General features: G+C 45.0%; 15 protein-coding genes. 9 read left to right on the plus strand and 6 right to left on the minus strand.

Translation table 11 applies throughout. The features are described from left to right. The first annotated feature begins 27 nt into the window (after positions 1-27). Positions 28-918 (plus strand): hypothetical protein, encoded by an 891-nt coding sequence (locus R3D86_12045; GenBank protein MEZ5758942.1) that lies wholly within the window; start codon positions 28-30, stop codon positions 916-918. A 56-nt stretch (positions 919-974) separates the two neighbouring features. Here the strand turns inward: R3D86_12045 and R3D86_12050 are convergent, their stop codons facing one another. The 5 genes from R3D86_12050 to R3D86_12070 are packed head-to-tail and all read right to left on the minus strand — an operon-like array spanning position 975 to position 5,357. Beyond that, a complete protein-coding gene (locus R3D86_12050) occupies positions 975-1,646 on the minus strand; it encodes a glutathione S-transferase N-terminal domain-containing protein (GenBank protein ID MEZ5758943.1) in 672 nt (223 codons plus the stop codon). 51 nt (positions 1,647-1,697) lie between these two features. After that, positions 1,698-2,831 carry an ABC transporter permease gene (locus tag R3D86_12055; GenBank protein MEZ5758944.1) on the minus strand — a complete coding sequence of 378 codons (1,134 nt, stop codon included), beginning with the start codon at positions 2,829-2,831 and terminating at the stop codon, positions 1,698-1,700. After that, complete coding sequence (locus R3D86_12060) at positions 2,828-3,757, minus strand: ABC transporter ATP-binding protein (protein MEZ5758945.1); 930 nt, start codon at positions 3,755-3,757, stop codon at positions 2,828-2,830. The genes R3D86_12055 and R3D86_12060 overlap by 4 nt, the downstream gene beginning before the upstream one ends. Next, complete coding sequence (locus tag R3D86_12065) at positions 3,754-4,695, minus strand: HlyD family efflux transporter periplasmic adaptor subunit (protein ID MEZ5758946.1); 942 nt, start codon at positions 4,693-4,695, stop codon at positions 3,754-3,756. The genes R3D86_12060 and R3D86_12065 overlap by 4 nt, the downstream gene beginning before the upstream one ends. Positions 4,696-4,697: 2 nt before the next feature. Beyond that, positions 4,698-5,357, minus strand: coding sequence for a TetR/AcrR family transcriptional regulator (locus R3D86_12070; protein ID MEZ5758947.1), 660 nt, complete (start codon positions 5,355-5,357; stop codon positions 4,698-4,700). Between the two features lie 146 nt (positions 5,358-5,503). On the opposite strand from R3D86_12070, the gene R3D86_12075 reads away from it, so the two are divergent. The 3 genes from R3D86_12075 to R3D86_12085 all read left to right on the plus strand — a co-directional run bounded on the left by R3D86_12075 (position 5,504) and on the right by R3D86_12085 (position 8,639). Further along, complete coding sequence (locus R3D86_12075; protein ID MEZ5758948.1) at positions 5,504-6,712, plus strand: PAS domain-containing sensor histidine kinase; 1,209 nt, start codon at positions 5,504-5,506, stop codon at positions 6,710-6,712. Between the two features lie 71 nt (positions 6,713-6,783). After that, positions 6,784-7,236 (plus strand): gamma-glutamylcyclotransferase family protein, encoded by a 453-nt coding sequence (locus tag R3D86_12080; GenBank protein ID MEZ5758949.1) that lies wholly within the window; start codon positions 6,784-6,786, stop codon positions 7,234-7,236. Beyond that, positions 7,233-8,639: a serine hydrolase domain-containing protein gene (locus tag R3D86_12085; protein ID MEZ5758950.1), complete on the plus strand. Its 1,407-nt coding sequence runs from the start codon at positions 7,233-7,235 to the stop codon at positions 8,637-8,639. Before R3D86_12080 ends, R3D86_12085 begins: the two co-directional genes overlap by 4 nt. A 22-nt stretch (positions 8,640-8,661) precedes the next feature. On the opposite strand, the gene R3D86_12090 is transcribed toward R3D86_12085, so the two are convergent. Continuing rightward, the gene (locus R3D86_12090) at positions 8,662-9,069 is read right to left on the minus strand and encodes a carboxymuconolactone decarboxylase family protein (protein ID MEZ5758951.1); all 408 of its coding nucleotides are present in this window, start codon (positions 9,067-9,069) and stop codon (positions 8,662-8,664) included. A 282-nt stretch (positions 9,070-9,351) separates the two neighbouring features. Between R3D86_12090 and R3D86_12095 the strand changes: the two genes are divergently transcribed. The 5 genes from R3D86_12095 to pstB all read left to right on the plus strand — a co-directional run bounded on the left by R3D86_12095 (position 9,352) and on the right by pstB (position 15,371). After that, entirely contained in the window at positions 9,352-10,539 is a 1,188-nt protein-coding gene (locus tag R3D86_12095) for a porin (GenBank protein ID MEZ5758952.1), read from the plus strand. Between the two features lie 220 nt (positions 10,540-10,759). Then, positions 10,760-11,797: a PstS family phosphate ABC transporter substrate-binding protein gene (locus R3D86_12100; protein MEZ5758953.1), complete on the plus strand. Its 1,038-nt coding sequence runs from the start codon at positions 10,760-10,762 to the stop codon at positions 11,795-11,797. A gap of 70 nt (positions 11,798-11,867) precedes the next feature. After that, positions 11,868-13,238, plus strand: coding sequence for a phosphate ABC transporter permease subunit PstC (pstC, locus tag R3D86_12105; GenBank protein ID MEZ5758954.1), 1,371 nt, complete (start codon positions 11,868-11,870; stop codon positions 13,236-13,238). Next, positions 13,231-14,559, plus strand: coding sequence for a phosphate ABC transporter permease PstA (pstA, locus tag R3D86_12110; GenBank protein MEZ5758955.1), 1,329 nt, complete (start codon positions 13,231-13,233; stop codon positions 14,557-14,559). Before pstC ends, pstA begins: the two co-directional genes overlap by 8 nt. A gap of 5 nt (positions 14,560-14,564) precedes the next feature. Then, positions 14,565-15,371 (plus strand): phosphate ABC transporter ATP-binding protein PstB, encoded by an 807-nt coding sequence (pstB, locus tag R3D86_12115; GenBank protein ID MEZ5758956.1) that lies wholly within the window; start codon positions 14,565-14,567, stop codon positions 15,369-15,371. The last annotated feature ends 12 nt before the right edge of the window (positions 15,372-15,383 follow it).

Consider the following 15,383-nt stretch of genomic DNA (forward strand, 5'->3'; position numbering starts at 1 on the left):
AAAATTTCAAGGAAAGGTCGAATTACCATGATGATGCTTGTCGGCATGGGGATAATGATAGGGTGGTTTTTAGTTAGCCTGTTTATTGTCAATTTTTTTTATAAAAATGCTGCGATCCGTGGTTGGATTAACGATCCGCTTGAGAGGCCTGTCCTAAGAAAATTTATAATATTGGCGCTTGCATCATTGCCGATAGCACCCGATATTTTACTTCATTATTACCAGAAAATGACATTGCCTTTTGTATGTGATAATCAAGGTGGATATCAACCAAATAGTCCTGTTAAATTAACATCAATAATAAATTGGGAAGATCCTTACGAGTATCTTGTTTTGCCCAACGTAGAATTTACCGAGTGGGAGCGAGTAGAAGGTGGGCGAAAAGGTAATTCAGAATGGAATCAGGGATTTCCACCAGATAAATACCGATTTAGATATTTCCCCAGCGGGTCTGAGGAATGTATCGAGCTATCCTATTTACATCGGAATCTTGATAGTCACATTGAGGCTCTTAGATTGAAGTATAGCGAAAATGGTTACCCATTAAAGCCAGTTACAGATGAATGCATAGGCGTTGAATATATAGATGAGTTTAGTGCCATATACCAAATTAGGGGTGGTGGCTTTTTTCGCGGTGGAAATATTAAATCTGTTGAAGATTCAGGGTTTGGATATTCTATCGAAAAGAATAGCCGGCAGTTAGTAAACCCAAATTCGAACGCAATCGTTCGTAGTTTTAATGTTATTTACGCTAAGTCACCGATGCCTTTTTTCAGTCTATTTTCGCCAAGTTCGGCACTTTCTATAGGCTGTAAAGGATTGTTCAAAGATAGACAAATTGATGTATACGCGACAGGGATGTCGCGGACTTTAGCAGAAGAATACGGTTTTTTTGATTTTAGTGAAGATAATAATTAATAAACGGACCAATTAATCAATAGTCTCAAAATAAAACTATTTCTTCCCCTACCTCTTTATTTCTGCACCATTTTAAATATTTGTTTGGCGCGTTCGTCGTCATCAAGCGGTTTTTCCTCCTCCGGTGGGATGTTGACGCCGCGCTGGCAAGCGGGCCGCGCATTCATCTGATCCATCCAGCGCTTAAGATTATCAAGTCCGTCAACCGACATGCCGCCCCATTCATAACTTCTGATCCAGCACCAGTTGGCGATATCAGCGATCGAATAATCATCGCACAGCCATTTCCGCCCCTCTAAGTGGGTATCAATCACTTCAAACAGCCGCCGGCTTTCGTTTTGGTAACGGTCAATGGCCGGCTGATATTTTTCCGGGAAATAGCGGTAAAACACATTGGCCTGCCCCATCATCGGGCCGATGCCGCCCATCTGAAACATCAGCCACTGGATAACCCGGCTGCGTGCCTTGGTTTCGTTTGGTAACAGCAGACCATATTTATCAGCCAGGTAAATCATGATGGCGCCGCTTTCAAACACGGCGAAATCGTCATTTTCCCGGTCAACTATCGCCGGTATGCGGCCGTTGGGGTTGATTTTTAAAAACCAGTCCTGTTTCTGTTCATTTTCCATCAGCTTCAGGTGGTGGACCGTATAGGGCACCCCGAGTTCTTCCAGCATGACGGAGATTTTATAGCCGTTCGGCGTTCTGGCCGTATAAAGATCAATCATTGTGATACCCTTTTATTTAATTTTTCGAATAATTTAACAGGCTTTCCTGCCTTAATCCAGTGTCTGTTTATAGCGCAGCATGGCGAAGACGCCGACCACAACCATAATGACCAGAAGCGGCCAGAAGGAGGCAAAAAGGTCGGCACTTCCCGCCCCTTTCAGCATAATGCCGCGCATCAGCCGCATGAAGTGGGTCGCGGGCAGGCACTGACCGATCATCTGCGCCCAGCGCGGCATGCCAAGAAACGGAAACAGAAAACCGGACAGGAGTATTTGCGGCAGCAGCATAAAAAAGGTCATCTGCAGCGCCTGCATCTGGGTTTCTGCAACGGAGGAAAAGAAAAACCCGATCATCAGATTAACAATGATATAAAGGGTCACGGCCATAAAAAGCGTGCTGAAATTGCCGCTCATGGGAATATCAAAAATAAATTCGGAAGCGAGCAGCACAATAAGTGTCTGGATATAACCGATAATCACATAAGGCGCGACCTTGCCGACCATCATTTCCATCGGCTTGATCGGCATCGCCAGCAGGTTTTCCATGGTGCCACGCTCTTTTTCGCGGGTGATGGCCACCGCCGTGATCATGGTCATGGTCATGGCGATGATAATGCCGAGCAGCCCGGGAATAATGTTATATTGGGTGATCCCCGCCGGGTTATAGCGTTTATGCAGCACCACATCGACCGCCGGAGGCTTATCGGCAAGATCGGAAAGCCCCCCTTGCAGGTCCCGTTTTAAACCGAGGCTGACAATTTCCCTCATGGAATTAACGGCACCGGAGGAGGCCGACGGGTCGGTCGCATCGGCCACCAGCAAAATTTGCGGTCTTTCCCCACGCACCAGATCGCGGGCGAAATTTTCAGGGATCATCAGGATAAAATTGACCTTGCCCTCTCGGATCAGGTTTTCGGCGTCCTCATCCGTTTTGGGATGATCGGTAATATTCATGAATGTTGAATTTTCCGCCGCCTTGATAATGGAACGCGACATGGCCGACTGGTCCCGGTCAATAAGCGCCGTCGGCAAATGGCGCGGGTCAGAATTGATGGCAAAACCAAACAGGATTAGCTGCATGATCGGCACACCGATCATCATGGCAAAGGTCATGCGGTCGCGCCGCATTTGCACAAATTCTTTGAGGAGGACCGCTTTAACACGGGCAAAGGACAAGGATCTCATTTGAAATTATCCTCCGTTTTGGTCATCAGATGAATGAACACTTCCTCAAGGCCGGGCTTTTTTTCCTGCCAATTCAGGTTTTCATCATTTAAATAAGGGCTGATCGCCTGCCTTAGTGCGTTTGCGTCCATCCCGCTTACATGAAGGGCGGTGCCAAAACGGGCGACATTCTCAACACCATTGGCCCCGGTCAGTTTTTTGGATAGGGCGGAAAGCCCCTTCCCCTCCACCCGCCAGGTATGGAGCCCGACCCGTTCGACCAGTTCATGGGACGGCGCATCAATCAGTTTTTTCCCATAAGCAATATAGGCGATATAATCGCACTGGATCGCTTCATCCATATAATGGGTGGACACCAGTATGGTCACCCCCCGGTCGGCCACATCATGAATTGTGTCCCAGAATTCCCGGCGCGCTTTCGGGTCAACCCCGGCGGTCGGTTCATCGAGCAGCAATAGTTCCGGTTCATGCATCATACAGGCGGCAAGGGCAAGCCGCTGTTTCCAGCCACCGGACAACGAGCCTGCCAATTGATTGGCCCGCGCATAAAGGCCAAGGTCCTTAAGCGTTTCATCAACCCGTTCGTTCCGTTTATCCATTTCATACATGCGGGCAACAAATTCAAGATTTTCGCGGATGGTCAGATCTTCCCAAAGGGAAAATTTCTGGGTCATATAGCCAACCCGCTTTTTTATCTCGTCCGACTGTTCAATAACATCAAACCCGAGACAGGTGCCTGAACCATCATTGGGCACCAAGAGCCCGCAAACCATTCGGATTGTTGTGGTTTTACCCGACCCGTTTGGCCCCAGAAAGCCGTAAACCGCGCCGCGCGGCACTTTAAGGTCAAAATGGTCAACCACGGTTTTATCGCCGTAAACCTTGGTCAGCCCTCTGACATCAATGACCGTTTCAACATTTGTCATTTCAAGGTCACTTCCACCGGTTGCCCGTTATGAAATTTTTCGGGCGTCGAGGGTATTGCTTCAACCAGATAGACGAGCTTTTTTCTTTCCTTTTCAGAAAAAATAATAGGCGGCGTAAATTCGGCACTATCCGAAATATAAATAATCTCACCCGACAGGCCGGAATCACAACCATCACAGTTTAGCCCGACTTGTTGGCCTGGGGTTACAGTGCCAAGATCGCCTTCTTTTACAAAAAAGCGGATACGTTTCTGATCCGGCGGCAGCAGGGCAAGGACAGGTGCCGTCGGCCCGGCAATTTCACCGACCCGGCGATAGACCGTTTCAATCCGGCCCGAGACGGGCGCAAAAATACTACGGTCGCGAAGTTCCGTCTCGGCGCGGGTGATGGCGGTTTTTCTCGCCTCCACATCGCGTTCTGCCGCTTCAATCACATCGGACCTTGCCGGCAGTTGAATAAGATCAAGCCTTGACTTTGCCTCTGTCACCCGGGCACGGCTGGCATCAAGGGTTGCCTGATCCTGATCAAGACGGGCAGCCGAAAGAACCCCGCGGTCAACCAGATTTTTTGTCCGGTTATATGTCTGTTCCGCCAGCGTAAAGGACGCCTGTGCCTGCTTTAATGTTTCCTCTGCGGCTCGGATTTCCTCCGGGCGGCCACCTTTACGCAAATTCATCAGCTGTGCTTCAGCAGCGGCACTTGCCGCCTTTGCTTCATCAAGCTGGGCCTGCGCCCGTTCACTATCAACAGAAAATAACAAGTCACCGGCGTCGACCTCATCCCCTTCCCTGACGTCAAGAGCGGTCAGGATGCCCGCTGCCCGTGGCGCAAGGTTTAATTGCCGTCCTTCCACATAGCCCTGTAATGCGCCGCTATCATCACCATTACTACAGGATGCCAGCATCAGCCCGAGACAGAATATAACCATTTTACGCATAATTAACCCTCCTGCGGCAGACGTATGCCGTTTAAATAAATATCCAGGTGAGCGGATATTAGGTCCTGAACCGAAATGCCCGGCTCTCCTTTTCTCACAAACACACCATTCCAGACCATCTGCATCAGGATCACACTAATCAATGTTCTGGTTGCATAGTTCACATCAACATTTCTAAATTCACCACTGGCAATGCCTTTTTTGATAACAGACCCCAGTGCCGCCATAGTGACATCAATCACTTCACTTCTGTAATAATCGGCATGTTCCGGAAAATTGCCCGCTTCGCCAATAATGAGAAGTGGAATAGTGCTTATTTTTTTATTGGTCAGATTTTCACCGACAATCATCAGCATTCTTCGCAAGATATCTGAGGCCGACTCACCGGAAAGATCATCCGGGACATGTTCCGAAATATTTTTAAGGGCTGTGGCAATTGGCTTGATCGTGCGGCTGATGAGGGCCTTTAACATTTCTTCCTTGCTTGAGAAATAAAGATAGACCGACCCTTTGGAAAGACCGGCATGTTTGGCAATATCCTCGATCCGGGCAGCGGCGAAGCCACGATCCCTGAATTCTATCAGGGCACCATCAAGAATATCATCCGGTCTTTTTTCCGGCCTTCGACGCCATTTTGGTTCTGCTTCAATTGCTTCAATCATATTCAGTCCGACAATTCATAAAATCATTATTAAATAAATAACCGGTCATTTATTTAATTGCAAGTAAATTTTAGATATCCAATTAACAGAAGTTTAAGGTTATACTCATAAAATCAGTGCTCAAATTTGAAAGTGTCAGGATTTTCATGGATACTGCCCTAATGGAACTTGAAAAAGCTCAACAGCAGGCAACTCAGGCGGCGGAAAGATTAAAAAACATTGTCAATACAGTGTCGGAAGGCATTTGTATGTATGACGATTGCGGTACAATAACGTTCTGGAGCCCGAGCTGTGAACAAATTCTTGGCTTCAGTGAAAAAGAAGCCCTGGGCAAACAGCTTGAAAACCTTATTCCCATTGATAATAAATACCCATCAAGCCGTAAGCTTTTTAAAAAAACGGCTGCGGATGAATCCGAACCCCCTACCCTGATATTTGATGCAAAAAATAAAAACGGCAAAACGACTCCGCTTGAGCTATCCCTTACTGGTTGGGAAGAAGAAAGCGGATGGGTCCATGTTGCCGTCTTTCGCGATATGGGCGAGCATTTTACCCATCAGGTTGAACTAGAAAAAGCCCTGAAAAAAGCGAATGAGGCAAATCTGGCCAAAACCCAGTTTCTGGCCAATATGAGCCATGAGCTTAGAACGCCGCTTAATGCGATTATCGGTTTCAGCGAACTGATCCTTAATCACAGACTTAAGGAAATGAAAGCTGAGGAAATTCAGGAAGATATCAACATCATTCATGCATCAGGACAGCATTTGCTTGCCCTTATCAATGAAGTGCTTGATATTTCAAAAGTGGAAGCCGGAAAAATGGAACTGAATATCTGGCCTGTTGATATTCCGCCCCTGGTCAAAACCGCCTGCCAGCTTTCGGAAACACTGGTCAAGGAGCAGAATAATCTACTGGTGCTGAATTTTTCCAAAGACCTTAAAGTAATGAATCTTGATCCGAAAATCACCAAACAAATCCTGATGAACCTGATTAATAACGCTGCCAAATTCACCAAAGGAGGCACAATTACGATTGTCGTCAGGCAGGAAATGAGGAGTGACAGACTTTGGGCGATTATAGAAGTGATTGATACAGGCATCGGCATTAAGGAAACCGCCCTTGACAGCGTGTTTGAACGGTTTTCACAGGTTGATGACAGCCATACCAGAGAGCATCAGGGAACAGGCCTTGGACTGGCGCTTGTTAAAACGTTTGTTGAATTTATGGGTGGCACAATTTCGGTTGCCAGTACTTATGGTGCGGGCACAACATTTACCGTTGAAATTCCTGATGGCGATCATCTTGAAGCGACAATTGAACCGTCAGTTACACCAGAAACACTTCCCGCGCTTTAAATTCATTCCTATTTCTTTTATCATCTGACATAATTTCAGTTCTTCAGTTCATAGAATTAAATGGAAAAGCGATGACACGGGTAAAGGTTTTTTATTATGGTCTGTTTATGGACCCTGATTTATTACGGGAACAGGGCCTCAATCCGGATAAACCCGTCATCGCCCGACTTGATCATTATGAACTAAGACTTGGTGAACGGGCTACCATGCTGCCCAAGTCCGGTAGTGAGGTTTGGGGAACGGTCATGAGTTTAAACGAGCAGGAGCTTAAAAGTCTCTATACCCCACCGTCCGTTGCTGATTACAAACCCCGTCAGATTGAGTACCACACAGAAAATGGCGACAAACTTAATGCTGTTACCTATATTCTTCCGGAAGGATATCCGCTTTCACCACCCAAAAATGCCAACTATGCAAAAAAACTTCTAACTATTTGCAAAAAAATGAATATTCCCCCATTTTATTGTGACCATGTTCGCGCTATGGTCAGGGCAATAGAAAATAAGGGGATAGCAAAAGAATGAAACAGGCTAAACTATTTGCATTATGTGGTCTACTCTTACTAACTGCCGGCTGCAGTGGTGAAAAATCAGCTGATCCGATTTCACAGGACAGCTTTGATCTGAAACAGGAACTGCAGGCGCTGACCAATGATAAAAACAAGGCCCCGACGGAAATTGCCGGACTGGAAATGATCCTGATAAAAAATGGTAAAATCGTGTTCGAGGATGCCGAAGGCATGGCCAGATATATTGACGGTGCTAATGTTCCTCTTACCGTCAATCATAAAGTCCGCATTGCGTCGATTTCAAAATTCATGCTGACCCTTGCTTTTATGACGCTGGTGGAGGAAGGGAAAGTTGATTTGGATGCTGATATTTCAGATTATCTTGGCTTTAAACTCAGAAACCCCAATTTTCCTGATAGATCCATAACGGCAAGACAGGTTTTGGCCCACATTTCCTCCATACGCGATGGCAGCTATTATTATATGGGAATTGATCAGAATTTTAAGGATTTCTTTATTCCCGGCACTTCTGAAAAAAGCGCAGAACATTATGAAAGCGGCGCCCATTTTGCCAGTGGTGAAAATCAGGGACCCGGTGACTTTTTTACATATTCCAATTTAAATTTCGGCATTATTTCAGGCATAGCGGAAAATGTTTCCGGAATGCGCATGGACCTGTTTGTCAAGGAACGGCTGCTGGATCCGCTTGGGCTTGATGCAAGTTTTAATGTCTGCACACTTTATGAAAACGGTTTTAGCAGGCTGGCTACTCTTTATCGGCGAGGCAATGACGAAACAGCGTGGAACCCAAGCGGTCCATGGATTGAACAAGTCGATGGTGATCCGATCAGATGTTATTATGATGGTCCCCTGGTTGCCCGTGGTGAAACACCGGATTTCAGGGAACTTGAAACCTACCAGATCGGCAATAATCCGACCCTCTTTTCGCCTCAGGGTGGATTGCGGGTTTCAGCAAGCGATCTTGCCGTCATTATGCAAATGATTTTAAATGACGGTAAACATAACGGAAATCAGATCATCCCCAAATCAGCCCTTGATAAAATGATGACCCCGGTTTGGCACTATGATGAAACCCTTAAAAACGGCCACACGGGTGGCGAAGCAGCCATTGACGATGATCGGGCCACGGGCATGATGACCACATATGGCCTCTCCACCCATATCATTGATTTGAAGGATTGGGGGCTAACAGAAAAAAGTAGAAAATTTTATGGCCACCTCGGCTCGGCATATGGGCTTCAGGGTCAGTTCTGGTTTGACCCGGAAACCAAAGACGGCATTATTGTTTTTGTTACCGGTCTTGGCGACGACCCGACCAAAGCAAAAGCGACCATTCCTCTATTAGCCATTGAGGAAGCCGTTTTAAGATTGGGTTTAAAAGGACTGGAAATTCACTGAGATTATATTAATTTCCGCTGATTTAACTTTTATCTTTATCAAACACATCATCTACCGGGATTTGTAAACCGTTGGCGATATGATTGGTTTTTGCCGCAAGTGAAACGATTTTAAGGATTTCCCCATGCTGTGCATCCGTCATTCCCTTCGCCCGGGCTGCTGCCGTATGGGAATGGACGCAGTAAGCACATGAATTGGCAATTGATACGGCGAGGTAAATCATTTCCTTGGTCAATGGGTCAAGTACGGTTGGTTCCGCCATCACCCTTTTTACATCTGCCCATGTTGTCTCAAGCAAATCTTCATCAAAGGCGATATAATACCACATATTATTGATAAAATCTGAGTTACGCGTTTTTCTTATATCATCAAACACTGCCTTCACACGCGGATTTTGTTCAATATTTTCTTCTGGTTTATATGTTGACATTTTGGCATCCTGTTTTATAAGGTTATATTATAACAGTCGTTATTTTGTACCCCTAATTTATATAATTCAAGGTCATATAATTTATACATGTAAAATTCAGTGAAATTAAGAACTGTTAAGTTCTTTTTTACTTTTTTTGTTTTATCCACAGGCTGTCATAAATTTGTAATGAATATGTCATCTATATGTAACGAAACTTTTGTAAATGTTTCATCAAAGTCAGAATCGAAGTATTTCAAACACGAAACATTAGAACCAAACTCAATTTTTTAAGGAAATATAATGCCTACACCTAAATCAATTATTGCAGCTGTCAGTACCGCCGCATTACTTGCAACCACCTCACTCGCAAAAGCTGAGGATGTGAACGTCAGCTGGAAAGGTGCCCCTGAATTTTCCAGCGCTGATGGAAATTTTAAAATGAAAATTCGTGGTCGTCTCTTCACTGACTGGGCCACAGCATCTGATAACAGTGGCAAAGTTCTCGATGCCACAGAATTTCGCGCTGCTCGTCTGGGCGTCGAAGGCGTTGTTATGAAAGACGTGAAATATAAGCTTGAACTTGATTTTGCCGGCAACAAAACAGCTGTTACCGATGCAACACTTGTCTGGGACTTAAAACCGGTATCCGTTGAAGTCGGCCAGTTTAAAACACCGACATCGCTTGAAGAACAGACATCAAGCCGCTTTACCACATTCCTTGAACGCGGCAGCTTCACAGATGCATTCGAATTCAGCCGTATGATCGGTATAGCAGCAAACTATGACGAAAATGATGTGACTGTTAAAGCCGGTGTTTTCCAGGGCAATGCCAATGGTGGTAGCGGAACCGTTCAGGGTCGCACTTATGCCGGTCGGGTAACGTTTGCACCAAAGATCGGCAGTGACGGCAGCTTCATTCATGTTGGTGCTTCTGCTTTCCACCGCGAAAATGATGATAATGTATTGACATTAAGATACCGCCAAAGAGCACAGAGCCATCTGGCCGGACGCTATGTCGACACAGGTGCATTGGCTGGTAAATCAGACACATTTTATGGTGTTGAACTTGCGGGCGTTTCAGGACCTTTTTCTGCACAGGCAGAATGGGGTTGGATGAAAACCACAGCTCTGACAGGTGGAACAGACGCTAAATTTAATGGCGGCTATGTTGATGTAAGCTATTTCATCACAGGTGAAAGCCGTGGCTATAAGAGCGGCACCTTTGACCGCGTAAAAGTCACAAACCCTGTCTTCAGTGGTGGCGCTGGCGCATGGCAGATTGCAGCACGTTATGATGTCATTGATCTGACAGACTCAGCAGCCGCTGTAATTGGTGGAAAACAGGAATCATGCATTATCGGTGTTAATTGGCATTTAAACAATTATTCACGCGTTATGGCCAACTATTCAAAGTCTGAAATCACTGGCGGTTCTTTTGATGGCGAATCCATTGATGCATTTGGGTTACGTTTCCAGGTTGACTGGTAAGATGTAAAGTATCTTTTTTTAGTATTTTTGAGCAAAAGGCAGAACAATGTTTCTGCCTTTTTTCTTTGTTTACAACATGTTAGTATACATTGTAATAAAAGCTTCATATTTCTGTCACATAAGCGCAACGAAGCCTCGTTATTTTCTCATCAAGTCAGAAAAAGGATGATTCCTTTTTAAATTCAAAGTATATTTTGAAACATATTATGGAGAAAAAATAATGTTCAAAAACCTGAATAAGACTCTCGTCGGTGCATCACTGATCAGTGTGTCTTTGATTAGCGCTGCTGAAGCCCGCGACCAAATTCGCATTGTCGGCTCATCGACAGTGTTTCCCTTCTCAACAGCCGTTGCAGAGGAATTCGGGCGGTCAACGTCTTTTAAAACACCGGTTGTTGAGAGCACAGGTTCCGGTGGCGGATTTAAACTTTTTTGTACAGGCGTCGGTGAAGCGACTCCGGACATTACAAATGCGTCTCGCGCAATTAAAGGCTCTGAAATTGACCTTTGCGCCAAAAATGGTGTTAAGGACATCGTGGAAATTACAATTGGTTATGACGGCATTGTTCTTGCCAATTCCAAAGAAGCAAAGCTCATGAATTTTAAACTTCAGGACATCTGGCTCGCACTTGCAAAAGACGTCGTTGTTGATGGTAAAATTGTTCCAAATCCCTATAAAACCTGGAACGAAATTAACCCTGACCTGCCAAACAATAAAATTGAGGTTCTTGGTCCTCCTCCAACATCCGGTACCCGCGATGCATTCGCCGAGCTAGCTCTTGAAGGCGGATGTAAAACTTTCCCGGAAATTGAAGCAATTAAAGCGCAGGATGAAAACCGTTACACGGCACTTTGTCATACGATCCGTGAAGACGGCGCCTATATTGAAGCCGGCGAGAATGACAATCTGATTGTTGGTAAACTTCAGGCTAACCCAAATGCAGTTGGTGTTTTCGGATACAGCTTTCTGGAGGAAAACAGCGATGTTATTCAGGGAAGTACAGTTGAAGGTTCTGCCCCTACTTTTGAAAATATTGCAGATAAAGTATATAAAGTATCCCGTTCCCTATTCTTTTATGTTAAAAAGGCACATGTCGGTGTCATACCTGGTATAAAAGAATATTTAAGCGAATTTCTGAGTGATAAAGCTATGGGTGATTTCGGTTATCTTGCAGAAAAGGGACTTATTCCTTTAACAAGCGAAGAGCTGGCAAAAGTACGGGTGACAGCAGAGAATCTGACACCTCTAAAAAAATAAACCAATAATAGAAAGGCCGGTTTAATGCCGGCCTTTCACCATCATAATTATTTAATGTGGTGCCGATTTAATGAGTGCATATTTATTATTTATAATCCTAACACTTATTTTGACCTGCTTTTACTATATAGCTAAAAAGCGGTCTCTTTTGTTAGTTGATGGCGACATAAAAAAATTGCACTCACTTCCCACACATTACGGATGGGCAGCAGGCGTAAACAGTTTTATTCCCGGTTTTATCATTTTAGCGATTTGGACGATTTCAAAAGACAGCCTGATTAATAAGCTTCTGATATCCCAACTGGGATCAGAAGCGGCATCATTACCGGCATTTGAACTTAATGTATTACTGGATAACATAAAAAATTACGTTTCAAATGGCACAGGCGATGAAAACCTGGCTGTATATGCCGAATATTACAGAACTGTATCAGAAAAAATTGCCTGGAGCTTCTTTTTAGCCTCCATAGGTGCCAGCTGTATTGCCGGCTATTATACACTCTATAAAATGTCGCCTAAAGTAAATTCAAGAAATCATCTTGAAACGATCATCAAAGTATTGCTTCTGGCATTTTCAGTCATCGCCATTATTACAACAATTGGTATTGTCTTTTCATTACTGTTTGAAAGCATCCGGTTTTTTGATCAGATATCCATCACGGAATTTGTTTTTGGCACCAAATGGAGCCCGCAGACAGCGATCCGCGCTGATCAGGTCGGAAGCTCAGGGGCATTTGGGGCCGTTCCATTATTTATGGGCACAATGCTGATCACGGTTATTGCCATGCTTATAGCCGGGCCGATTGGTCTTCTTTCAGCGATTTATATGGCGGAATTTGCCAATAAAAAAATCCGTAAAATTGCGAAACCTCTGCTTGAAATCCTCGCGGGTATTCCCACCGTCGTTTATGGGTTTATCGCCGCTCTGGTTGTGGCTCCCTTTATTCGGGACACAGGTGCCCTGCTTGGACTTGAAATAGCATCCGAAAGCGCTCTGGCCGCCGGAATTGTTATGGGGGTTATGATTATTCCCCTTATTTCTTCATTATCAGATGATGTTATAAGCGTCGTGCCACAAAGCCTGCGTGAAGGATCACTCGGGCTTGGCGCAACACAGACAGAAACGATTTTAAAAGTGATCCTACCCTCCGCACTTCCTGGGGTTGTAGGTGCACTTCTTTTGGCAACATCCCGGGCAATCGGGGAAACAATGATCGTTGTGATGGCTGCCGGAATGGCTGCCAATCTGACCATAAACCCGCTTGAAGCCGTAACCACCGTAACCGTGCAGATAGTCGCCCTGTTGACCGGAGACCAGGAATTTGCCAGTGCTAAAACCCTGTCTGCCTTTGCCCTTGGGCTGGCACTGTTTTTCACCACATTGGCACTTAATGCTATTGCATTAATAATTGTCAAAAAATATAGAGAGCAATATGACTGATACCTCCGACAATGATCAGGCAACAGCCCGGGTAACCTGGCATTCAGAAGAACAACAAAATCGTCTGAAAAGCCGATATAGAAAAGAAAAAATATTTAAATTTTTCGCTATGTCCAGCCTTGCTGCTGCTATTGCCGCTCTTTTGGTGGTTCTTGGCAGCATTATTATTACAGGCTCAAGCGGTTTTACTGAAACACGTATTGAAATGGATATTTTCCTGGATAAGGCTGTCCTGGGTGATCTGCCAACAAACGACAGACAGGAATTTGAGAAGCAGGTCGCAGGAGCCAACATCAACAGAATACTTGTCAGCTCGTTGCAAAAAGAATTTCCCGAAGTCACAAAACGTTCAGATGTCTTTGCTCTCCTGCGTCTGTTCAGTGTCGGTGCCCAAACGGATATTCGCGATGTCATTCTGAATGACCCATCAGTCATAGGCGAAACTGTACCAGTTGATCTTCTTGCTTCAAGTAATGTTGACATGCTGATCAAAGGCAATATTTCAAGGGATATACCGGAAACAGACCGGAAAATTTCTGACCAGCAGATTGCCTGGGTTGACAAGCTAAATAATGCTGAAAAAGTAAAGCAGGGATTTAACTGGTCCTTCTTCGTCTCCGGTGACAGCCGCGAACCTGAACTTGCCGGTATCTGGAGCGCGACGATCGGATCATTCCTCACTTTGCTGGTGACATTTTTGATTGCTTTCCCGATTGGGGTCGGTTCCGCCATATATCTTGAGGAATTCGCGCCTAAGAACCGGATTACCGATCTTATTGAAATCAATATCAACAATCTGGCCGCTGTGCCTTCAATTATTTTTGGCCTGTTGGGACTGGCTATATTTATTAATTATATTAATCTTCCACGTTCTGCACCACTGGTCGGGGGTCTTACACTGGCACTTATGACATTGCCGACAATTATTATTACGTCCCGTGCTGCATTAAAAGCGGTTCCCCCGTCAATTAAGGAAGCCGCCATTGGACTGGGGGCATCACATATGCAGACAGTCTTTCATCATGTGCTCCCCTTAAGCATGCCTGGTATTCTTACTGGATCGATTATTGGCATGGCACAGGCCCTTGGTGAAACAGCACCACTGATCATGATCGGAATGGTCGCTTTTATTGTGGATACACCGGGAAGTATAATGGAAGCATCAACCGCACTTCCCGTACAGGTCTATTTATGGGCAGATAGTCCTGAACGTGGCTTCCTTGAGAAAACATCTGCTGCTATAATGGTGTTACTCGCATTTCTCATAATCATGAATGGATTGGCCATCTGGCTAAGGCAAAAGTTTGAAAAAAAATGGTAGATAATATGAATATGCAATCTTCTAAAAATGATATCGGTGGCCAGCAAAAAGCCATTACACCAAAAATGCGCGCCAGAAAAGTCAATGTATTTTACGGTGAAAACCATGCTCTCAAAGATATCAATCTGGATATTAATCCCAATGAAGTGACGGCATTGATCGGACCTTCAGGTTGCGGAAAATCAACATTCCTGCGTTCACTGAACAGAATGAATGACATTATTGATATCTGCCGTGTCGAAGGCACAATCACTCTCGACGGAGAAGACATCAATGATAAATCAATTGACGTTGTCCAGCTTCGTGCCCGGATCGGGATGGTTTTTCAAAAGCCAAATCCGTTTCCAAAATCCATATATGACAATATTGCCTATGGTCCACGCATTCACGGTATTGCCAAGAACAAGCATGAGCTTGACGAAATTGTTCACTCGAGCCTTAAGAAAGCGGGACTTTGGAACGAAGTCCACGACAGGCTTGATGCATCGGGAACTTCCCTGTCCGGTGGACAGCAGCAAAGGCTTTGTATTGCAAGAACGATAGCTATTGAACCGGAAGTGATCCTGATGGATGAGCCCTGCTCTGCGCTTGATCCTATTGCAACGGCCGTAATTGAAGAATTGATTGACGAGCTTAAAAGCCGATATGCGATCGTCATTGTCACCCATTCAATGCAGCAGGCAGCAAGGATTTCACAAAAAACAGCATTTTTTCATTTGGGCAAATTGATGGAACATGGTGATACGGCCACAATATTTACCAATCCAACACATGAAAAAACAAGAGATTATATTACCGGTCGCTACGGATAGCGAATAGGAGAC

It is taken from the genome of Emcibacteraceae bacterium (assembly GCA_041396985.1).
GTDB lineage: Bacteria > Pseudomonadota > Alphaproteobacteria > Sphingomonadales > Emcibacteraceae > Pseudemcibacter.